Raw genomic sequence first — 20,202 nt, forward strand, 5'->3', positions numbered from 1 at the left:
CGAAGGCGCCAAGGGTTTCACCCCAACCGAGGGAGCCGGGTGAAGCCGTTCACAGCAAAGGTCGCGGTGGTAAGGCGCGACGGGAACGGAAGCGGGGCGCGCCGAATGGTGGCGCGCAGGTGTTAGTTGCCGAGCTTGACCTTGGTCCAGCCACGGGTCATCAGGCGCTGCACGGGAATGGGCTGGTCGGGGATCGCGTACAGGGTCGCGAGCACGTCCTGGGGCGGGTAGGACGCCGGGTCGTTGCGGATCGCCTCGTCCACCAGGGGCGTGGCCGCGGCGTTGGCGTTGCTGTAGCCGATGCTGTTGGTGACCTCGGCGATGATATCCGGGCGCATCAGAAAGTTCATGAAGGCATAGGCGTTGTCGACGTTGCTCGCGTCCCGGGGGATGGCGACCATGTCGTAGAAACTGCCGGCGCCTTCCTTGGGAATGCTGTAGTCGATCTTCACCCCGTTGTTGGCTTCTTCAGCCCGGGCGCGGGCTTGCAGCACGTCGCCGGAGTAACCCACGGCCACGCAGATATTGCCGTTGGCCAGGTCCGAGATGTACTTGGAGGAGTGGAAGTACGCCACCGAAGGGCGGATCTTCATGAACACTTCCTGGGCCTGGGCGATCTGTTGTTTGTCCTGGGAGTTCACCGCAAAGCCCAGGTAGTGCAGGGCCGCTGGCAGCATTTCGGTCGGCGAGTCGAGGAAGCTGATGCCGCAGGCCTTGAGCTTCGCCGCGTTCTCGGGGTTGAACAGCAGGTCCCAGGAGTTCAGCGGCGCGTCGCTGCCCAGTGCCTGGCGGACTTTCTCCGGGTTGTAACCGATGCCGATCGAACCCCACATATACGGGAAGGCATGCGCGTTGTCGGGGTCGCTGGCGGCGGCATTTTTCAGCAGCACCGGGTTCAGGTTCTTCCAGTTCGTCAGTTTGGATTTGTCCAGGGGCTGGTAGACCCCGGCCTTGATCTGCTTGGCCAGGAAGCTGTTGGACGGGACCACGATGTCGTAGCCCGACTTGCCGGCCAGCAGCCGCGCTTCGAGGGTTTCATTGCTGTCGAATACGTCGTAGGTGACGTGTATGCCCGTCTCGGCCTCGAACTTTTTCAGGGTGTCGGGGGCGATGTAGTCCGACCAGTTATACACGCGCAGTACCTTGTCGGAGGCCTGGGCGCCGCCAGCCATGGCGCCCAACAGGGACAGTGTGAGCAGAGTCCTGCCAAACCTTTTCATGCATCCAACTCCATTTTTTATTGTGGGGGTAAAACACGACGGCCTAGGCCGTCGCCGGTGTTCGTTACGACTGTTGGGGTTGCGGCTGCCAGGCTTCGCTGGCGGTCTGGTCCATGGCTTCCTGGATCGCCCGCTTGCGGTTCACTTCGGCCTTGCGGCTGAAATACCAGACCATAAAGGTCACCAGGGACACTGCCAGCAGAATCAGGCTGGCCACGGCGTTGATCTCCGGCTTGACCCCCAGGCGCACGGCGGAGAACACCTCCATCGGCAGGGTGGTGGAGCCGGGTCCGGAGACGAAACTGGCGAGCACCAGGTCATCCAGGGACAAGGCGAACGCCATCATGCCGCCCGCCGCCAACGACGGCGCGATCATCGGGATGGTGATCAGGAAAAACACCTTGAGTGGCCGCGCACCTAGGTCCATCGCCGCTTCTTCGATGGACAGGTCCAGCTCCCGCAGGCGTGCCGAGACGACCACCGCGACATAGGCCGCGCAGAAGGTGGTGTGAGCGATCCAGATGGTGACGATGCCACGCTCCATGGGCCAGCCGATCATCTGCGCCATGGCCACGAACAGCAGCAACAGCGACAGACCGGTGATCACTTCCGGCATCACCAGAGGCGCGGTCACCAGGCCACCGAACAGGGTCCGGCCCTTGAAACGGGTGACCCGGGTCAGCACGAAGGCGGCCAGGGTGCCCAGCGCCACGGCGGCCACGGCGGTGTAGCAGGCAATCTCCAGGGAGCGCGCCACCGAGCCCATCAATTGGGTGTTATCCAACAGCCCCAGGTACCACTTGAGCGACCAGCCGCCCCAGACCGTCACCAGCTTGGAAGCGTTGAACGAATAGATCACCAGAATCAGCATCGGCAGGTAGATGAACAACAAGCCGAGCACCAGCATCAGGGTCGAAAAACTCAAACGCTTCATGCCCGTGCCTCCATTTCTTTGGCCTGGCTGCGGTTGAACAGCAAGATGGGAATAATCAGGATCGCCAGCATCACCACCGCCAGGGCGGACGCCACCGGCCAGTCGCGGTTATTGAAGAACTCCTGCCACAGCACGCGGCCGATCATCAGGGTCTCCGGGCCGCCCAGCAGTTCCGGGATCACGAACTCGCCGACCACCGGGATGAACACCAGCATGCTCCCGGCGATGATGCCGTTCTTGGCCAGCGGCACGGTGATTTTCCAGAAGCTGTTGAAGTTGCTCGAACCCAGGTCCGAAGCGGCTTCCAGCAGGCTCTGGTCGTGCTTGACCAGGTTGGCGTACAACGGCAGCACCATGAACGGCAGGTAGGCGTAGACCACGCCGATGTAGACCGCCGTGTTGGTGTTGAGGATTTCAATCGGGCTTGAGGTCAGGCCGGTCCACATCAGGAAGGCGTTGAGCAGGCCGTTATTGCTGAGGATGCCCATCCAGGCATAGACGCGGATCAGGATCGCGGTCCAGGTCGGCATCATGATCAGCAGCAGCAATACGTTTTGCATTTCCTTGCGGGTCTTGGAAATCCCATAGGCCATGGGAAAACCGATCAGCAGGCACATCAACGTGCTGAGGAGAGCGATCTTCAGCGAGCCCAGGTAGGCCGAGATGTACAAATCGTCGGCGGCCAGCAGGCTGTAGTTACCCAGGTTCAGCAGCACCTGGAGTTTCTGCTCGACGAAGGTGTAGATTTCCGAGTAGGGCGGAATCGAGACGGCCGCTTCGGAGAAGCTGATTTTCATCACCAGGAAGAACGGCAGCATGAAAAACAGGAACAGCCAGAGGAAGGGAATGCCGATCACCAGCTTGCGACCGCTGGGCAGCACACGGATCAACGCTTGATTGAAAGTGCTCATGGTCGATGTGCTCATGCCCGCAGTACCACGCCGCTGTCGTCTTCCCACCACACATACACGGTGTCACCCCAGGACGGCCGGGAGCCACGGCGTTCGGCGTTGGCCATGAACGACTGGACGATCTTGCCGTTCGGCAGCTCCACGTAGAACACCGAGTGCCCGCCGAGGTAGGCGATGTCGTGGACCTTGCCGCTCGACCAGTTGTGCTCGCCGGTCGGCATTACGGTGGTGACCAGCAGTTTTTCCGGGCGGATCGCGTAGGTCACCGACTTGTCTTCCACCGAGGTGGCGATGCCGTAGCCGACATAGATGTCGCGGTCCAGGTCCGGGCACTGGAGCACCGCGTGACCTTCGGCGTCGTCGACCACCTGGGTCTCGAAGATATTGACGTTGCCGATGAACTCGCAGACCAGGCGGCTCACCGGGGTTTCGTAAATGTCCACCGGGCTACCGATCTGGGCGATCCAGCCCAAGTGCATGATCGCGATGCGCTGGGCCATGGTCATGGCCTCTTCCTGGTCATGGGTCACCATCACGCAGGTCACGCCCACGCGCTCGATGATCTCTACCAGCTCCAGTTGCATCTGCGAGCGCAGTTTTTTATCCAGGGCGCCCATGGGCTCATCGAGCAGCAGCAGTTTCGGGCGCTTGGCCAGGGAGCGGGCGAGGGCGACGCGCTGGCGCTGGCCGCCGGAGAGCTGGTGGGGTTTGCGCCGCGCGTACTGGGTCATGTGCACCAGCTTGAGCATTTCCTCGACCCGCGCCTCGATCTCGCTGGCCGGCAGGCGGTCCTGCTTGAGGCCGAAGGCGATGTTCTGCGCCACGGTCATGTGCGGGAACAGGGCATAGGACTGGAACATCATGTTGATCGGCCGCTCATAGGGCGGCATATCGGTAATGTCCACGCCGTCCAGCAGGATGCGGCCTTCGGTGGGCCGTTCGAAACCGGCGAGCATGCGCAGCAGGGTGGATTTGCCGGAACCGGAACCCCCCAGTAGGGCGAAGATCTCGCCCTGGTGGATTTCCAGGGACACATCGTCCACGGCCACGGTTTCATCGAACTTCTTGGTCACGCGGTCGATCTTCACCAGCACCTTTTGCGGTTGCTGATGACCTTCCAGAGCCTTGCGATAAATGCTGGAGGCGTTTGCCATGTGAAACTCCCAACAGGTCGTCGGGCCAATGCGGCCTGACTTAATAAGGTTGATTGCAAACCTGCGTCATCAATGCGGTGCAGGTTTATTCGGCGCCGCCATCCTGGCTGCCTGGGCTTGCTTGTTGTTGTTCGGGTGTTGCCGTTCACGCCGCACGGCGGGCGCACACAGGTGCGCGCGCCGCGTGGGCAGGGCGTGTCAATCGGTGAATCGAGTACTGGCGGCCCAGTGCGAGCCGCCTTGTGTTAACGGTGCTGACGCTGCGCGGCGCGTTGCCGGCAGGCATCGCCAAAGGCCTGGAAAATACTCAGGTAAGCCGGGTTCGACAGGACCTGCCATTCCGGGTGCCACTGCACGCCAAAGGCAAACGCCTGGCTGTGCTCCACGGAAACGGCTTCGATCAGGCCATCCGGGGCCACGGCTTCGATCCGCAGACCGTCACCCAGGCGGTCGATGCCCTGGCTGTGGATCGAGTTGACCTGGATCTCGCCGGCCAGGCCCATGGCCTCGAACACGCCGCCGGGCTGGATCGCCACCGGGTGCGCCGGGGCGTACTGGACGTCGAGGCGTGGGTCGTCGGCTTCGCGGTGGTCCATAAAGCCCGGCAGTTCATGCACCTTCTGGTGCAGGCTGCCGCCAAAGGCCACGTTCATTTCCTGGAAGCCGCGGCAGATACCGAGGACCGGCACTCCGGCCGCCACCGCTGCCCGCAACAGGGGCAGGGTGGTGGCGTCGCGCTGCGGGTCATGGGCGGTGCCCGGCGCGCTGGGAGCGCCTTGATAGTGGAAGGGTTCGACATTGGACGGCGAGCCGGTAAACAGCAGGCCGTCGACGTAGTGCAGCAGATCCTTGATCTCGCAGAGGTCCGCCAGGGAAGGGATGACCACCGGCAGCCCCAGGGCCGCGACGCTGACAGCACGCAAATACTTGTCGCCGCTGACATGGTAGGGGTGCAAGCCAATCTCTTTGACGCATGCAGTAACACCGATCAATGGCTTGAGTGCCATTTTTATCACCTCGAAATTCACGCTGGAACGAGTTTTTCCAGAGCTTATCCATGTTGATTTTAATTAACAACCTTCATGTAAAAAATTATAGACGCCACGCGGTGCTGATCCGCATGTTTGCTTGGTGTTCGTCCTGTGTTTGCCTCGCTGGTATCAATATAATTAACGAATAGCCCGCGCTTTTCGCTATTGACTTCACTTTATCTTTCGGATTGACTGCTGCTACGAAACAGCTTTGAACATAATAATTAACACATAGGTGCATCATGTCGGTCCCACTGCGTACCGTTCAGCTCAACGAAGCCAACGCCTTTCTGAAGAAACACCCTGAGGTCCTGTACGTCGATCTGCTGATTGCAGACATGAATGGCGTGGTGCGCGGCAAGCGCATCGAACGCACGGCGCTGCACAAGGTGTATGAAAAAGGCATCAACCTCCCGGCGTCGTTGTTCGCCCTGGACATCAATGGCTCGACCGTGGAAAGCACTGGCCTGGGCCTGGATATCGGCGACTCCGACCGCATCTGCTACCCGATCCCCGACACCCTGTGCATCGAGCCCTGGCAGAAGCGCCCCACCGCGCAACTGTTGATGACCATGCATGAACTCGAAGGCCAGCCGTTCTTCGCCGACCCTCGGGAAGTGCTGCGCCAGGTGGTGAGCAAGTTCGACGAACTGGGCCTGACCATTTGCGCCGCGTTCGAGCTGGAGTTCTACCTGATCGACCAGGACAACGTGAACGGCCGCCCGCAAGCACCGCGCTCGCCAATCTCGGGCAAGCGCCCGCATTCGACCCAGGTCTACCTGATCGATGACCTCGACGAATACGTCGATTGCCTGCAAGACATCCTTGAAGGCGCGAAAGAGCAGGGCATCCCCGCCGACGCCATCGTCAAGGAAAGTGCCCCGGCGCAGTTCGAGGTCAACCTGCACCACGTCAGCGACCCGATCAAAGCCTGCGACTACGCGGTGCTGCTCAAGCGCCTGGTGAAAAACATCGCCTACGACCACGAGATGGACACCACCTTTATGGCCAAGCCCTATCCGGGCCAGGCCGGTAATGGCTTGCACGTGCACATCTCGATCCTCGACAAAACGGGCACTAACATCTTCGCCAGCGACGACCCCGAGACCAACGACGCCCTGCGTCACGCCATCGGCGGCGTGCTCGAAACCCTGCCGGCGCAGATGGCGTTCCTCTGCCCGAACGTCAACTCCTACCGCCGCTTCGGCGCGCAGTTCTATGTGCCGAACTCGCCGAGCTGGGGCATCGACAACCGCACCGTCGCCGTGCGCGTGCCGACCGGTTCGGCGGATGCTGTGCGTATCGAGCACCGCGTGGCTGGCGCCGACGCCAACCCTTATCTGCTGATGGCCTCGGTACTGGCCGGTATCCACCACGGTCTGACCAACAAGATCGAGCCGGGGGCGCCGGTCGAGGGCAACTCCTACGAGCAGAACGAACAGAGCCTGCCCAACAACCTGCGCGACGCCCTGCGTGAGCTGGACGACAGCGACGTCATGGCCCGGTACATCGACCCGCTGTACATCGACGTGTTTGTGGCGTGCAAGGAAAGCGAGCTGGCCGAGTTCGAGAATTCGATCTCCGACCTTGAGTACAACTGGTACCTGCACACGGTCTGACGGCCTTCCCACTTTTTGCGTTGAGCACACCCTATGACCAAGCATCGCAATGACTGGGAGCAGTACTTCCAGTCCCTGAACCTTGAAGGCCGGGCCTTTATCGACGGCGCGTACCGTTGGGCCGCCAGCGGCGAGACCTTTGACAGCATCAGCCCGGTGGACGGGCGTTTTCTGGCCAAGGTCGCCAGCACCGATGAGGCCGACGCCGACGCGGCGGTGCTCGCCGCGCGCCGGGCGTTCGAGTCCGGGACCTGGCGACTGCAAGCCCCGGCGGTGCGCAAGCGCGTGCTGATCCGCTTCGCCGATCTGATCCTCGAGCACCAGGAAGAGCTGGCACTTCTGGAAACCCTGGACATGGGCAAGCCGATCGGCGACTCCATGGCCATCGACGTGCCTGCCACGGCCAACGCGATCCGCTGGAGCGCCGAGGCCATCGACAAGCTCTACGACGAAGTGGCGCCCACGCCCCACGACCAGTTGGGCCTGATCACCCGCGAACCCTGCGGCGTGGTCGCGGCCATCGTGCCGTGGAACTTCCCGATGATCATGGCCAGTTGGAAGTTCGCGCCGGCCCTGGCGGCGGGTAACTCGTTCATCCTCAAACCTTCGGAAAAGTCGCCGCTGACCGCCATTCGCCTGGCCCAGTTGGCACTCGAAGCCGGCATTCCTGCAGGCGTGTTCAACGTGCTGCCGGGCTACGGCCACACCGTCGGCAAGGCGCTGGCGCTGCACATGGATGTGGACGTGCTGGCCTTTACCGGTTCCACCGGGGTGGCCAAGCAACTGCTGGTGTATTCCGGCCAGAGCAATATGAAACGGGTGTGGCTGGAGGCGGGTGGCAAGAGCCCCAACGTGGTATTCGCCGATGCCCCGGACCTGCGCGCTGCGGCCGTAGCGGCAGCGGCCGGGATTGCCTTCAACCAGGGCGAAGTCTGCGTGGCCGGTTCGCGGCTGCTGGTGCAGCGTTCGATCCGCGAGCCCTTCATTGCGCTGCTGCTGGAGGCGCTCCAGGCCTGGAAACCGGGGCACCCCCTGGACCCGGCGACCAAGGTCGGCGCGGTGGTCGATCAGCGGCAACTGGACAATGTGCTGCGCTACATCGAGATCGGCAAGGAGCAGGGCGCCCAACTCTTGGTTGGCGGCCAGCGCGCCCTGCAAGACACGGGTGGCCAGTACGTGGAGCCGACGATTTTCGACGGCGTGACCAATGCCATGACCATCGCCCGCGAAGAAATCTTCGGCCCGGTGTTGTCGCTGATCAGCTTCGACACCGAAGAAGAAGCGCTGGCGATCGCCAATGACAGCATCTTCGGCCTGGCGGCTGCGGTGTGGACCGCCAACCTCAGCCGCGCCCACCGCTTTGCCCGGGGCCTGCGCGCCGGCAGCGTGTGGGTCAACCAGTACGACGGTGGCGACATGACCGCGCCGTTCGGCGGGTTTAAACAGTCGGGCAATGGTCGCGACAAGTCGCTGCACGCCTTTGACAAGTACACCGAGCTCAAAGCCACCTGGATCAAGCTCTAAGCCCAAATAACAACGGCGATTGCCGGCCCGCGCCGGCCAATCGCCAGGGAGTCCTAACCATGCAACCCCATGTAAACAGCTACTACGCCGCAACCCGCAACCACACCGGCGACTTCCCTGTGCTTGAAGAGTTGGTCGAGTGCGATGTCTGTGTCATAGGCGCCGGCTACACCGGCCTGTCGTCGGCGCTGTTCCTGGCTGAAGCCGGCTACAGCGTCACCGTGCTCGAAGCGGCCAAGGTCGGCTTTGGTGCCAGCGGGCGCAACGGCGGGCAACTGGTCAACTCCTACAGCCGTGACGTGGATGTCATCGAGCAGCGCTACGGCGAAAAGAGCGCTGAAATCCTCGGCAGCATGATGTTCGAAGGCGCCGAGATCATTCGCCAGCGCATCCAGCACTATGACATCCAATGCGACTACCGCCCGGGCGGGATCTTCGCCGCGCTGAACAAAAAGCAACTTAAAGGCCTGGTCGAACAGAAAAGCAGTTGGGAGCGCTACGGCAACCGCAATCTGCAACTGCTCGACGCCAAGGACATGGCCAGCGAAGTGGGCTGTGAAAATTACATCGGCGGCCTGCTGGACAAGCAGGGTGGTCACGTCCATCCGCTGAACCTGGCCCTGGGCGAAGCCAGCGCGATTATTGGCCTGGGCGGCAAGATCTTCGAACAATCGGCGGCCGAGGAAATCACCTACGGCGAACCCAATGTGGTGCGCACGGCCAAGGGTGTGGTTCGCGCCAAGTACCTGCTGATCGCCGGCAACGCCTACCTGCAGCAAGATCTCGACCCCAGGGTGACCCGCAAAAGCATGCCCTGCGGCTCGCAGATCGTGGTCACTGAGCCGCTGTCGGAGAAACTCGCGCGCAGCCTGATTACCCACAATTACTGCGTCGAAGACTGCAACTACCTGCTCGACTATTACCGCCTGACCGCTGACAACCGCCTGCTATACGGCGGTGGCGTGGTCTATGGCGCCCGCGAGCCGGATGACATCGAACAACTGATCCGACCGAAGATCCTCAAGACCTTCCCGCAGTTGAAAGACGTCAAGATCGACTACCGCTGGACCGGCAACTTCCTACTGACCATGTCGCGTATGCCGCAATTTGGCCGTATCGAAAAGAACGCTTACTACATGCAGGGTTATAGCGGCCACGGCGTCACCTGTTCGCATTTGGCGGGCAAGCTGATCAGCGAAGTGATCCGCGGTGACGCCGAACGCTTCGACGCCTTTGCCTCCCTGCCACACATGCCGATGTTCGGCGGCCGCACCTTCCAGGCCCCGCTGACCGCGATGGGCGCCGCCTACTACGCCCTGCGCGACCGATTCGGTATTTGACCGGTCAGGTACTTAAGCGCCGCGAGCCCCAGTCCACGCCGTCTTAGGCAGTGGCTGCGGGCTTGCTTTTTTTCTTGCGCGCGGGCGTATTCAGCGCGGCTACAGCTCTACCCACAAACGTGATTTAATAGCCGCCTTTCAGGTATCCGGGCCAGGCAGTCGGCGAACTTCGCAACATTGCCTGCCCGCACCCGCCTCGGCTCCTGCAGAGCTATCGCAACCGATAAACGCCGCTTCAGTCACCCTTACATAAGGCAGCTATGGACACGGGCACCCGACTCAAACTCGTTCGCGAAAGCTACAAACTCTCCCAGCGCGAGCTGGCCCGGCGTAGCGGCGTGACCAACGCCACCATTTCCCTGATCGAACAGAATCGCGTCAGTCCCTCCGTCAGCTCCCTGAAAAAGCTGCTGGAAAGCATCCCTATGTCCCTGGCGGACTTCTTCACCTTTGACCAGCCGCCACGGGAACACCAATACGTCTTCCGCGCCAACGAACAGCCCGATCTAGGCCGCGACGGCCTGCGCCTGCTGCTGGTTGGCGCACCGATCCCCAGCCGGCAGATGCGCTTTCTGCGCGAGCAATACGCCCCCGGCGCCAGCTCGGGCGAAGAGCCGATCGTGCATGTCGAAGGGGAGGAGTGCGGCCTCGTCACCCGTGGCACCGTCGAACTCACTGTCGACGGCCAGGTCAGCATCTTGAACCCAGGGGATGGGTATTACTTCCCCACCACCTTGCCCCACAGGTTTCGCAATATCGGGCAGGATGAGGCCGAAATCATCAGCGCGAATACGCCAGCGAACTTTTAGGCCGCTGCCTGGACGCCTGAGCCGCGCGCAAATAGCGCGAACAATCCGGAAACCGAAATCCCCTGGCCGAGGCGATTTCGAAGGGTTGATCAAAACCTTGGGATAGGCCGCTCCACGACGCTCCAGTATGACGATGTGTCGATAAGGCTCAGGACGCGACCCTGTTCGTTGTCTTGGCTGAGGCTGCCTCGGATCAAGTCACCCGCAAGCCAACTCGGTGTGTTAGCCGCCAGCACTCGACCTTCGGCGTTGAGTAACAACGCCTCGTTGCTCACCCGCATAAGGCTGCGCACGAGCAAGGGTTCCAAGGAATGCAGAGAAATATCGGCAGCCGCTACACCAATGAAACGATCTGCGAAAAAAATAGGCACCGAGAAGGCAACGATGTACTGCTCTGTGCCGTACAAATCCACAAACGGGCCGTCTATGGAAGGCTGTCGGGTTTGCCGGGGGCGGGTGTACCAAGGCATGTGCGGGTAATCGTAAAAGCGGTCACTGCGGCTATTAAAATTCAGTCTCAGAGGCTGGATTTCTTCTTTTTGGGTGCGGCACCACCACTCCAGATGCATCTCGCGATCTTCCAGCTCACCAGGCGCGAAGACAACACCGGCACCATGAAGCTTGAGGCTCTCCGAATGCAGGATTTGCCGGACTATCGGCAGCAATGGCTCGAGGTCGCCTTGGCTGGGGCGCTTCGTTTCGCAGCACAGACGTTCCCAAATGCTCAATACTTGGGCGCTCATATCGTTGAGCCCCTTGAATACGTTACGAACGGAAGCGTTGATCAACGTGGCGCATTGGGACAACTCGTTTGCTGACATTTCGTTAGCCATGGCTCTACCTCATGACTCAGAGAAGACAATACGGTGCTTGCAGTCGACGGGGTGTAGGCCTTGAACTGCATCGCAAGCGAGTAGTTCAGCAAGTTTCGTTCCATTCATGCGCCGTCTTCTGCCATTTGTTGCAGGCGTAGGCTGCTTAGGCGGCGAAGCCCTCGTGTTACATGTGCTTCTGCCAGTGCGCCGGCCAGATTGGCGTCGTTCGCGATGATGGCTTCCAGGATGGCTCGATGCTCCCGTTCGATGGTCTGTGGATCCGGTTGACCGGCAAACGGCAGCCATAACAGCTCTCCAAGTTCAGCCTGCAAGCGCGCTTCGCTGTGAGTCAGACGCACAGACTGCGCTGCCACGGCTATTTCGATATGGAACCTGGCGTCGGCTCGTCGGCGCTCTCGTCGCTCTTGAGCGTTGGTCAGCGCGTCGATAAAGCTGCTCAGTCTTGCATGTTGCTCAGGCCCGGCGCGCTGAGCGGCCAGTCGGGCGGCCGCGCCTGAAATGGCCGCGTGTTCGTCGGCGAGGTCGCGCAGTTCAAGCGTGCTGATTTCACCAAGCTGATCGAACAGGGACTGATCTGAGGTTTGCGGCGCAGCGCAGATGAAGCTCCCGCCGCTGCGTCCGCGCCGGGTTTCGATAACCCCGCGTGTTCGCAAGACCGCCAGCGCGTCCCGCAGTGTGACCGTGGCAACGCCGAGCTGTGTGGCCAGGACGCTTTCATTGGGGAGCTGTTCGCCTTCTGTGAACAAGCCCAGATCGATCATTTCGATCAGGCGACGGGTAACAGACTCCGTTTTACCTTCCTGGTTGAGGCGTATGAGGCTTGCAGTAGGGCTCATGGCTGATTCATTCATGGGCGGCGCCGTTTTACGCCTGTGGCAATAGTCCGAGGTGGCATCAAGCGCACCCGGAGGTGTGTTTCTTTAAAAATTCTATTTCATATTTAATATGTTTTTGTGCGCGTTTATGGCGTGAATCATAGAATTGAAACGCATAAAAAGTCAAAAAAATCCCGTTAAATTGGCTTTTCCGGGGTTCTCACGGATTAAAAGATATGGTTCCATATGTTTAAGCGAGTTGAGATCGCATCCATCCGAACCCAGGAGCACTTTTAACCATGAGTCAGTTGACCCGATCAGAGTGGGACGCCAGAGCCAGGGCGCTGAGCATCGAAGGGCGAGCCTTTATCAATGGCGAATATGTGTCAGCCCATTCAGGTGCGACCTTCGAGTGCATAAGCCCTATCGACGGGCGTGTGCTTGCCCTGGTGGCGAGTTGCGATGCGGTGGATGCCGATTTGGCGGTAGCCAGCGCCCGGTTGGCGTTTGAGTCCGGCGTCTGGTCACGCCAGGCGCCGGCCATGCGCAAGGCCGTGATGGTGCGTTTTTCCGAATTGCTGCAGGCCCATGCCGAAGAGCTGGCGCTGTTGGAAACGTTGGACATGGGCAAGCCGATTTCCGATGCGCTGTCCGTTGACCTGCCGGGGACGATTGACAGTATTCGCTGGTGTGGTGAGGCAATCGACAAGATCTACGATGAGGTGGCAGCGACCTCGGTCGATCAGCTCGGGCTGGTTACCCGCGAGCCGGTTGGAGTGGTCGTTACGATCGTGCCGTGGAATTTTCCCCTGATGATGGCGTCCTGGAAGTTGGGGCCGGCGCTGGCGAGCGGTAACTCGGTGATCCTCAAACCCTCGGAGCGTTCTCCGTTGACGGCTATCCGCATCGCACAGCTAGCGCTGGAGGCGGGTTTGCCGGCGGGTGTGCTCAATGTTCTGCCGGGCTATGGCAACACCGTGGGCAAGGCGTTGGCCTTGCACGGTGACGTTGATACCTTGGCGTTTACCGGGTCTACCCAAGTGGCCAAGCAATTACTGGTTTACGCGGGTGAGTCAAACATGAAGCGGGTCTGGCTCGAGGCTGGCGGCAAGAGTCCCAACATTGTATTTGCCGATGCCCCCGATCTGCAGGTGGCGGCCGAAGCTGCAGCGGCCGCCATCGCCTTCAACCAGGGCGAGGTGTGCACCGCCGGTTCACGTTTGCTGGTGCAGGCGTCAATCAAGGAGCGTTTTGTGCCAATGGTGGTCGAGGCCATGAAGGGCTGGAAGCCAGGACACCCACTCGACCCTGATACCAACGTTGGTGCGCTGGTGGACGGCCGTCATCTGGACGGGGTGTTGCGGTACATCCACGAGGGTCAGGTAGAGGGGGCGCGGCTACTGCTGGGAGGGCGCGCGGCAAGGGTAGAAAGCGGCGGCAGTTATGTCGAGCCAACCGTGTTCGACAACGTCAGCAACTCGATGAAAATCGCCCGCGAAGAGATCTTCGGTCCCGTACTGTCCGTCATCGAATTCGACGACGCCGAGGATGCGATACGCATCGCCAACGACACCCCTTACGGGCTGGCAGCAGCCGTCTGGACGGCTGACCTGTCTCGAGCCCACAACATGGCCCGCGCACTTCGTGCCGGGAGTGTTTGGGTCAATCTCTACGATGGCGGCGACATGATGGCGCCGTTCGGCGGCTATAAACAGTCCGGTAATGGCCGTGACAAATCCCTGCATGCCTTTGATAAGTACACCGAGATCAAGGCCACCTGGATACAACTCTGAAGCAACGCTCGTTAACTGCGCTGCGGGCGGGATTGCGCCGTCCGCTAAGCGCCGACTAAAACAAATTCCTTTTTGAAGGATGCTGGAATGAACAGCTCAATCAGTCCTAATGTGGCTGTGGACCAGGATGCGGAGCAACTCCGTGCGCTTGGGTACACCTCGAATTTCGAACGTAGTATGAGTCTGTGGCAGAACTTTGCCCTTGGGTTCACCTATCTGTCCCCGGTGGTCGGGGTCTACACCTTGTTCGGCTTGTGCTTGGCCGCCGGCGGGCCACCGATGTTTTGGTCCTACCTGCTGGTGGGGTTCGGCCAGATGCTGGTGTGTCTGATTTTTTGCGAAGTGGTCTCTCAATACCCGATTTCCGGTGGCGTCTATCCTTGGGCCCGTCGCCTGGTCGGCAAGAAGTGGGCGTGGATGGTCGGGTGGATCTATGCCATCTCTCTTTGCGTCACCATTGCCGCGGTCGCGCTGGGTGCTGGCCCCTACATCGCCAATCTCCTGGGTTTTGAGTCATCGCCGGTGACTAACACGTTGGTCGCGCTATTTCTGACGGCCACGGCGACGGTCCTGAATCTCAGTGGCACCAAGCTGTTGGCTCGGGTGGCGATGTTTGGTTTTCTTTGCGAATTGGTCGGGGCTTTGTTGATCGGTGGATACCTACTGATCTTCGAGCGCCATCAGCCCTTGAGCGTATTGTTCGACACGTTTGACATTTCCATCGATGGGGCCTATTGGCCAGCCTTCCTTGCAGCCTCGTTGGCGGGGATGTTCCTCTACTACGGCTTTGAAGCCTGCGGCGATGTCGCCGAGGAAACCCCAAATCCTAGCCGCCAGGTTCCAAAAGCCATGCGGATGACTATCTGGATCGGCGGCGCTGCCTCGATCTTTGCGGCGTTGGCATTGATCCTGGCGGTGCCTGACATGGCCGCAGTTATTTCCGGACAAGACAAGGACCCTATGTCGACGATATTCGGCGCGGCGTTCGGTCCTGTTGGCTCTCGGGTAGTCATGGCGGTGATTACGGTCTCGTTCGTTTCCTGCGTGCTGAGTTTGCAGGCATCCGCCAGCCGTCTGCTCTATGCCTATGCTCGGGACGAAATGCTGATGGGCAGTCATGTGTTGAAAAAGCTCTCGCCTACGACGCACGTCCCGACCGCAGCCCTGATTGTCTGTGGCGTGCTGCCGGCGATCATTGTCTGTGTCGGCTTCTACCTTCAGAACGCGATTGCGCTGGTGGTGAGCTTTGCCGCCATCGGTATCTACCTGGCGTTCCAGATGATAGTCGGCGGTGCGCTGTACGCTCGTATCCGTGGCTGGAGGCCCCAGGGCCAGTTCACCATGGGGCATTGGGGTTGGGTCGTTAACATCGCGGCCCTCTGCTACGGCATGTTCGCGATCGTTAATATGTCCTGGCCACGTACCCCGGATGCGCCTTGGTACGTGAACTACGGCATCGTACTGGTCGGTGCCATCGTCATCCTCGTCGGTGCCCTCTACATGACCCTGTTTCGTCCCTATGAAAAGGGCAGGGCCCCAGCTTCTGATGCCTGGAAAAAGCGCTGATTGACAGCAAGGCCTGCCGTTGCCGCTTGCTGAATCTCATCATTCTGCCGCGTCAGGCCGCGTGAGCTTTCCTCCGTGACAGCGTTCAGCTCTTCAGATGCAGAGGCCAATTGGTCAGCAGCACTGCCAATCTCTGTTACCGTGGTCCGCAGGTTTTGCTGCATTTTATCCAGCGCACTCAGCAGCACACTGCCCGCCGTCGCCAATGCGATTACTTTATTTGACACCTGCAGGTAGGCTGGCCAGTCTTTTTCGAACTGATCACCCGCCACGCGCTCGTCATTGGCAAGAGGCGTTTGGCGATATTCCTTGAAGAGTCGCTCAACTTCCTTCTGGCTCTCGGACATGGATTGCACTGCAGCTTCAAATTTAGCCGAATCTGCGTTAGCGTACTTATATAGCAGGGCAGCATGCAGGCTTCTGGAATACGCCAACGCATTCGCGCGGGTATTAGCCGTGTTGTAAATAGAGACAATGTTGTTGCTAACAATTCCGTAACGTCGTCCCGACGGTACTCGCGTAGTCCGTGAACGCGTGGATGCATCTATTTGATCCAGTGACGCCCCTCTAGCCACGGCGCCCAAAAAAGCTCCCGCAGCGGCCTCCCAAATAGGAAAAGCCTCGTGGCTTTTTGGCACCGTGCTACCATCGACGCCCTGACTCACTGCAACAAAATGTTGCAGTGAACACCAATAATCTGCCTTTCGCTGACTCAATGACCTCCCCATTCGACTCGCAATCCGACTTGCCCATGATCCTGGTAGTGGACGATGAGCTGCGTTCGCGCGAATCGTTGCGCCGGGTACTCGATCAGGAATTCCAGGTGCTGCTGGCCGAGTCGGCCGCGCAAGCACGTGAACTTCTTGAACAGCATGTGGTGGCGGTGATCCTCTGCGACCAGCGCATGCCCCATGTCAGCGGTATCGAATTTCTCAAGGAGGTGCGCGAGCGCTGGCCGGGGGTGGTGCGCATCGTGCTGTCGGGCTACACCGACTCGGAAGACATCATCGCGGGCGTCAATCAGGCCGGTATCTATCAGTACCTGCTCAAGCCCTGGCTGCCTGAAAACCTGCTCAACACCGTGCGCAATGCGGTCGAGAGCCAATCGTTGCAAAACCATATGCAGCGACTGGACCTGGAACTGCGCGCCGGCACGCCAGCGCTGCGCCGCCGCAGCCGGGAAACGCTGGAGCGGGTGCGCGACACCTTCGATTTCTCGCGCATCGTGCGCAGCCCCGGTGGTCCGCTGGATGCCGTCTGTGAGTTGGCCGCACGGGTCGCTCGCTATGATTTGTCGGTGCTGCTGTTGGGCGAATCGGGCACGGGCAAAGAGTTGCTGGCCCGCGCCATCCATTACGCCAGCCCGCGCGCGAGCAATGCCTTTGTCATGGAGAACTGCGCGGCGCTGCCGGATACCTTGCTGGAGTCCGAGCTGTTCGGGCACAAGCGCGGTGCCTTCACCGGCGCGCATCAGGATCACATCGGGCTGTTCCAGCGTGCCAATGGCGGCACTTTGCTGCTCGACGAAATCGGCGACACCTCGCCGGCCTTTCAGGTCAAGTTGTTGCGCGTCTTGCAAGAAGGCGAGCTGCGCCCGGTCGGCGCCTCCAGCACGGTACGGGTCGATGTGCGGGTGATCGCGGCGACTCATCGCGATCTGGAACAGGATGTCGCCACCGGACGTTTTCGCAGCGACCTGTATTACCGGCTGTCCACGGTCAGCCTGGGCTTGCCGCCGTTGCGCGAGCGCACCGCCGACCTGATGCCCATCGCCAAAAAGCTGCTCGACGATGCCCGCCTGGAGCTGGACCTGCCAGACCTGCACTTTGCCGACGACGCCTTGGCGAGCCTGATCGGTTACCCGTGGCCCGGTAATATTCGCGAGTTGCGCAACGAAATCTACCGCGCCGCCGCGTTGTCGGAAGGCGCGCAAATCGGTGCGCATTCGTTTTCCTGGCGCGTCATGCAAGGCCAGGGCCAGGGGCGCAACACCAACGACATACGTCTCTCGCCACCCACGGGCACGTTGCAAGAACAACTGGACGCTATCGAAGCGACCATACTCAAGGAATCGCTGCTGCGTCACCGCTGGAACAAAACCCACGCTGCCCGTGAACTGGGCTTGTCGCGCGTGGGCCTGCGCCAGAAATTGCGCCGTCTTGGCCTGGAGGAGGCCCGATGAATACCCCATTCAGAGTGCTGTGGTTGCAATCGGGCGGTTGCGGCGGCTGCAACATGTCCTTGCTGTGCGCCGACACCCAGGACTTTTCCGCGATGTGGCGCAGTGCGGGGATCGAGTTGCTCTGGCATCCATCGCTGTCCCTTGAAAGCGGTGATCAGGTGCTGGATATCCTGAATGACTGCCTGCAAGGTCGCACCCGGCTCGATGCCTTGTGCATAGAAGGCTCATTGCTGCGCGGCCCGAACGGCACCGGGCGCTTTCACATGCTGGCCGGGACCGATGCGCCGATGATCGACTGGGTGCGCAAACTCGCGGCGGTGGCCCAATACACCTTGGGTATCGGCACCTGTGCTGCCTACGGCGGCATCACCGCTGCGGGCAGCAACCCGACCGATGCCTGCGGCCTGCAATTTGACGGTGAGCATCGCGGCGGTCTGCTGGGCGCCGACTATCGTTCGTTGCGCGGCTTGCCGGTGATCAACGTGGCCGGTTGCCCCACGCACCCTGGCTGGGTGACCGACACCTTGATGGCGCTGGCCGCCGGGTTGTTCGAGGAGGCCGATCTGGACATCCTCGGGCGTCCGCGTTTCTATGCCGATCAACTGGTGCATCAGGGCTGCACGCGCAATGAGTTCTACGAATACAAAGCCAGTGCGGAAAAACCCTCGGACCTGGGCTGCATGATGGAAAACCTCGGCTGCAAAGGCACCCAGGCTCACGGCGACTGCAATACCCGCCTATGGAATGGCGAAGGCTCTTGCACCCGTGGTGGATTTGCCTGCATCAACTGCACCGCCCCGGGCTTCGAAGAACCGGGTCACGCCTTTCAGCGCACGCCGAAACTGGCGGGCATTCCCATCGGGCTGCCCATCGACATGCCCAAGGCATGGTTCGTCGCCCTGTCGGCGCTGTCCAAATCAGCCACCCCCAAGCGCGTCAAGCAGAATGCGACTTCCGATCACCCGCTGATCGCGCCGTCGGTACGCACCCCACGCCGTTAGGAGTTTGCATGTCACGTTTGGTGGTCGGCCCGTTCAATCGGGTTGAAGGCGATCTGGAAGTACAACTGGAAGTGGAAGAGGGCCGCGTGCGTTCGGCGCGGGTCAACGCCACCATGTACCGTGGCTTCGAGCAAATTCTGCTGCAACACGCACCGCTCGATGCCCTGACCTACGCGCCACGCATCTGCGGCATCTGCTCGGTGTCGCAATCGATCGCCGCCGCCCGCGCCTTGGCCGGGCTGGCCGGCGTACAGCCGCCGGACAACGGTCTGTTGGCACTCAACCTGATGGCCGCCACCGAAAACCTCGCCGATCACTTGAGCCATTTCTACTTGTTTTTCATGCCGGATTTCGTGCGCCCGGTGTACGCCGACCGACCTTGGTATCCAGACGCGGTGGCGCGCTTTACCCCGCTGCAGGGCAGCCAGCAGCGCCTGGCGATTTCCGCGCGCAAACGCTGGCTGGATTTGATCGGCACACTGGGCGGCAAGTGGCCGCACACCGGCTCGATCCAACCGGGTGGCTCGACTCGCGCCATTGATGCCGCCGAGCGCCTGCGCCTGCTGACCCGCGTTCGCGAGTTTCGGCAGTTTCTTGAAACCGAGCTGTTCGCCGCGCCGCTGGAGCGCATCAATGGTTTCACCAGCGAAAACCAGCTCTGGGCCTGGCACGCCGAAGCGCCGGGGCAGGGCGATTTCCGCCAATTTCTGCACATCGCCCTGGATACCGGGCTTGAGCATCTGGGGCCGGGACCAGGGCTGTATCTGTCCTACGGGGCGTATCCGCGGGCCGATGGCTCGAGCGTGTTCCCGCGCGGCCTGTGGAATGGTGTCACCCAGTGTGCGCAGCCGCTGAACCTGGACGATATCCGCGAAGACAGCGCGCATGCCTGGCTCGATGACGCTGGCGGCCCGCGCCACCCGGCCGATGGGCAAACCCAGCCGCTGATGGAAAAAGCCGACGCGTATACCTGGAACAAAGCCCCGCGCCTGGCCGGCGCGGTGCTGGAAACCGGCGCCATTGCGCGTCAGTTGATCGCCGGCCAACCGCTGCTGCGCGATGCCGTGGCACGTTGCTCGGCAACGGTTTATACGCGCCTGCTCGCGCGTTTGCTGGAACTGGCGCAAGTGGTGCCGCTGATGGAAAGCTGGTTGATCGCCCTGCGCCCCGGCGAGCCGTATTACCGTGCCGCCGCATTGCCCGACAAAGGCCGTGCAGTCGGCCTGACCGAGGCGGCCCGTGGGGCGCTGGGGCATTGGCTGGAGGTGGAACACGGGAAAATCTCGCGCTACCAGATCATCGCCCCGACCACCTGGAACTTCTCGCCACGCGATACCCAAGGCCAACCCGGTGCATTGGAACAAGCCTTGCAGGGTGCTCCCGTGTTGCCCGGCGAAAAAAGCCCGGTAGCGGTGCAACATATTGTTCGCTCTTTTGACCCGTGCATGGTTTGCACGGTGCATTGAA

Annotated in this window: 16 protein-coding genes and 1 pseudogene; 9 read left to right on the top strand and 8 right to left on the bottom strand. The window is 61.0% G+C overall.

Annotation, left to right across the window (positions count from 1 at the left end; all coding sequences use genetic code 11):
• Positions 1-122 precede the first annotated feature (122 nt).
• From J2Y83_RS12315 to J2Y83_RS12335, 5 genes are all read right to left on the bottom strand, one after another.
• Positions 123-1,220, bottom strand: a complete 1,098-nt coding sequence (locus J2Y83_RS12315; protein ID WP_253395527.1) for a polyamine ABC transporter substrate-binding protein — start codon at positions 1,218-1,220, stop codon at positions 123-125.
• A gap of 64 nt (positions 1,221-1,284) precedes the next feature.
• Positions 1,285-2,154, bottom strand: coding sequence for an ABC transporter permease subunit (locus tag J2Y83_RS12320; protein WP_253395529.1), 870 nt, complete (start codon positions 2,152-2,154; stop codon positions 1,285-1,287).
• Positions 2,151-3,032, bottom strand: a complete 882-nt coding sequence (locus J2Y83_RS12325) for an ABC transporter permease subunit (RefSeq protein ID WP_247398319.1) — start codon at positions 3,030-3,032, stop codon at positions 2,151-2,153. Before J2Y83_RS12325 ends, J2Y83_RS12320 begins: the two co-directional genes overlap by 4 nt.
• A gap of 44 nt (positions 3,033-3,076) precedes the next feature.
• On the bottom strand, positions 3,077-4,219 hold the full coding sequence (locus J2Y83_RS12330) for an ABC transporter ATP-binding protein (protein WP_253395531.1): 1,143 nt from the start codon (positions 4,217-4,219) through the stop codon (positions 3,077-3,079).
• Between the two features lie 245 nt (positions 4,220-4,464).
• Positions 4,465-5,226, bottom strand: a complete 762-nt coding sequence (locus J2Y83_RS12335) for a gamma-glutamyl-gamma-aminobutyrate hydrolase family protein (protein ID WP_253395533.1) — start codon at positions 5,224-5,226, stop codon at positions 4,465-4,467.
• A gap of 266 nt (positions 5,227-5,492) precedes the next feature.
• Here J2Y83_RS12335 and J2Y83_RS12340 point away from each other — a divergent pair, with 266 nt between their 5' ends.
• The 4 genes from J2Y83_RS12340 to J2Y83_RS12355 all read left to right on the top strand — a co-directional run bounded on the left by J2Y83_RS12340 (position 5,493) and on the right by J2Y83_RS12355 (position 10,542).
• Positions 5,493-6,869, top strand: a complete 1,377-nt coding sequence (locus tag J2Y83_RS12340; RefSeq protein ID WP_253395535.1) for a glutamine synthetase family protein — start codon at positions 5,493-5,495, stop codon at positions 6,867-6,869.
• Between the two features lie 33 nt (positions 6,870-6,902).
• Complete coding sequence (locus tag J2Y83_RS12345; protein WP_253395537.1) at positions 6,903-8,393, top strand: aldehyde dehydrogenase; 1,491 nt, start codon at positions 6,903-6,905, stop codon at positions 8,391-8,393.
• A 59-nt stretch (positions 8,394-8,452) separates the two neighbouring features.
• Entirely contained in the window at positions 8,453-9,733 is a 1,281-nt protein-coding gene (locus J2Y83_RS12350; protein ID WP_253395539.1) for an NAD(P)/FAD-dependent oxidoreductase, read from the top strand.
• Between the two features lie 260 nt (positions 9,734-9,993).
• Positions 9,994-10,542 carry a cupin domain-containing protein gene (locus tag J2Y83_RS12355; RefSeq protein ID WP_010563061.1) on the top strand — a complete coding sequence of 183 codons (549 nt, stop codon included), beginning with the start codon at positions 9,994-9,996 and terminating at the stop codon, positions 10,540-10,542.
• An 89-nt stretch (positions 10,543-10,631) separates the two neighbouring features.
• On the opposite strand, the gene J2Y83_RS12360 is transcribed toward J2Y83_RS12355, so the two are convergent.
• A complete protein-coding gene (locus J2Y83_RS12360) occupies positions 10,632-11,375 on the bottom strand; it encodes a PDC sensor domain-containing protein (RefSeq protein ID WP_253395541.1) in 744 nt (247 codons plus the stop codon).
• A 104-nt stretch (positions 11,376-11,479) separates the two neighbouring features.
• On the bottom strand, positions 11,480-12,214 hold the full coding sequence (locus J2Y83_RS12365) for a FadR/GntR family transcriptional regulator (RefSeq protein WP_253400386.1): 735 nt from the start codon (positions 12,212-12,214) through the stop codon (positions 11,480-11,482).
• Positions 12,215-12,492: 278 nt separating this feature from the next.
• Between J2Y83_RS12365 and J2Y83_RS12370 the strand changes: the two genes are divergently transcribed.
• Entirely contained in the window at positions 12,493-13,986 is a 1,494-nt protein-coding gene (locus J2Y83_RS12370) for an aldehyde dehydrogenase (protein WP_253395544.1), read from the top strand.
• Positions 13,987-14,073: 87 nt separating this feature from the next.
• Positions 14,074-15,552: an APC family permease gene (locus tag J2Y83_RS12375; RefSeq protein ID WP_253395546.1), complete on the top strand. Its 1,479-nt coding sequence runs from the start codon at positions 14,074-14,076 to the stop codon at positions 15,550-15,552.
• A 14-nt stretch (positions 15,553-15,566) separates the two neighbouring features.
• On the opposite strand, the pseudogene J2Y83_RS29855 reads toward J2Y83_RS12375, so the two are convergent.
• Positions 15,567-16,043, bottom strand: a pseudogene (locus J2Y83_RS29855) (MCP four helix bundle domain-containing protein); the annotation flags it as partial.
• A gap of 224 nt (positions 16,044-16,267) precedes the next feature.
• Between J2Y83_RS29855 and J2Y83_RS12385 the strand changes: the two are divergent.
• Genes J2Y83_RS12385 through J2Y83_RS12395 form a run of 3 tightly spaced genes read left to right on the top strand, consistent with a single transcriptional unit; the run spans position 16,268 to position 20,201 of the window.
• Positions 16,268-17,734, top strand: a complete 1,467-nt coding sequence (locus J2Y83_RS12385) for a sigma-54-dependent transcriptional regulator (protein WP_253395550.1) — start codon at positions 16,268-16,270, stop codon at positions 17,732-17,734.
• Positions 17,731-18,735 carry a HupU protein gene (locus J2Y83_RS12390; RefSeq protein ID WP_253395552.1) on the top strand — a complete coding sequence of 335 codons (1,005 nt, stop codon included), beginning with the start codon at positions 17,731-17,733 and terminating at the stop codon, positions 18,733-18,735. The genes J2Y83_RS12385 and J2Y83_RS12390 overlap by 4 nt, the downstream gene beginning before the upstream one ends.
• An 8-nt stretch (positions 18,736-18,743) precedes the next feature.
• Entirely contained in the window at positions 18,744-20,201 is a 1,458-nt protein-coding gene (locus J2Y83_RS12395; protein ID WP_253395554.1) for a nickel-dependent hydrogenase large subunit, read from the top strand.
• Position 20,202 lies beyond the last annotated feature (1 nt).

The organism is Pseudomonas marginalis (assembly GCF_024169655.1).
GTDB lineage: Bacteria > Pseudomonadota > Gammaproteobacteria > Pseudomonadales > Pseudomonadaceae > Aquipseudomonas > Aquipseudomonas paraveronii.

What these genes read in the sequence shown, in the direction of transcription:
- J2Y83_RS12360 (WP_253395541.1), bottom strand. Translation starts at nt 11,375, where the DNA reads ATGGCTAACGAAATGTCAGCAAACGAGTTGTCCCAATGCGCCACGTTG.
- J2Y83_RS12330 (WP_253395531.1), bottom strand. Translation starts at nt 4,219, where the DNA reads ATGGCAAACGCCTCCAGCATTTATCGCAAGGCTCTGGAAGGTCATCAG.
- J2Y83_RS12365 (WP_253400386.1), bottom strand. Translation starts at nt 12,214, where the DNA reads ATGAGCCCTACTGCAAGCCTCATACGCCTCAACCAGGAAGGTAAAACG.
- J2Y83_RS12320 (WP_253395529.1), bottom strand. Translation starts at nt 2,154, where the DNA reads ATGAAGCGTTTGAGTTTTTCGACCCTGATGCTGGTGCTCGGCTTGTTG.
- J2Y83_RS12370 (WP_253395544.1), top strand. Translation starts at nt 12,493, where the DNA reads ATGAGTCAGTTGACCCGATCAGAGTGGGACGCCAGAGCCAGGGCGCTG.
- J2Y83_RS12390 (WP_253395552.1), top strand. Translation starts at nt 17,731, where the DNA reads ATGAATACCCCATTCAGAGTGCTGTGGTTGCAATCGGGCGGTTGCGGC.
- J2Y83_RS12345 (WP_253395537.1), top strand. Translation starts at nt 6,903, where the DNA reads ATGACCAAGCATCGCAATGACTGGGAGCAGTACTTCCAGTCCCTGAAC.
- J2Y83_RS12385 (WP_253395550.1), top strand. Translation starts at nt 16,268, where the DNA reads ATGACCTCCCCATTCGACTCGCAATCCGACTTGCCCATGATCCTGGTA.
- J2Y83_RS12375 (WP_253395546.1), top strand. Translation starts at nt 14,074, where the DNA reads ATGAACAGCTCAATCAGTCCTAATGTGGCTGTGGACCAGGATGCGGAG.
- J2Y83_RS12340 (WP_253395535.1), top strand. Translation starts at nt 5,493, where the DNA reads ATGTCGGTCCCACTGCGTACCGTTCAGCTCAACGAAGCCAACGCCTTT.
- J2Y83_RS12355 (WP_010563061.1), top strand. Translation starts at nt 9,994, where the DNA reads ATGGACACGGGCACCCGACTCAAACTCGTTCGCGAAAGCTACAAACTC.
- J2Y83_RS12350 (WP_253395539.1), top strand. Translation starts at nt 8,453, where the DNA reads ATGCAACCCCATGTAAACAGCTACTACGCCGCAACCCGCAACCACACC.
- J2Y83_RS12315 (WP_253395527.1), bottom strand. Translation starts at nt 1,220, where the DNA reads ATGAAAAGGTTTGGCAGGACTCTGCTCACACTGTCCCTGTTGGGCGCC.
- J2Y83_RS12335 (WP_253395533.1), bottom strand. Translation starts at nt 5,226, where the DNA reads ATGGCACTCAAGCCATTGATCGGTGTTACTGCATGCGTCAAAGAGATT.
- J2Y83_RS12395 (WP_253395554.1), top strand. Translation starts at nt 18,744, where the DNA reads ATGTCACGTTTGGTGGTCGGCCCGTTCAATCGGGTTGAAGGCGATCTG.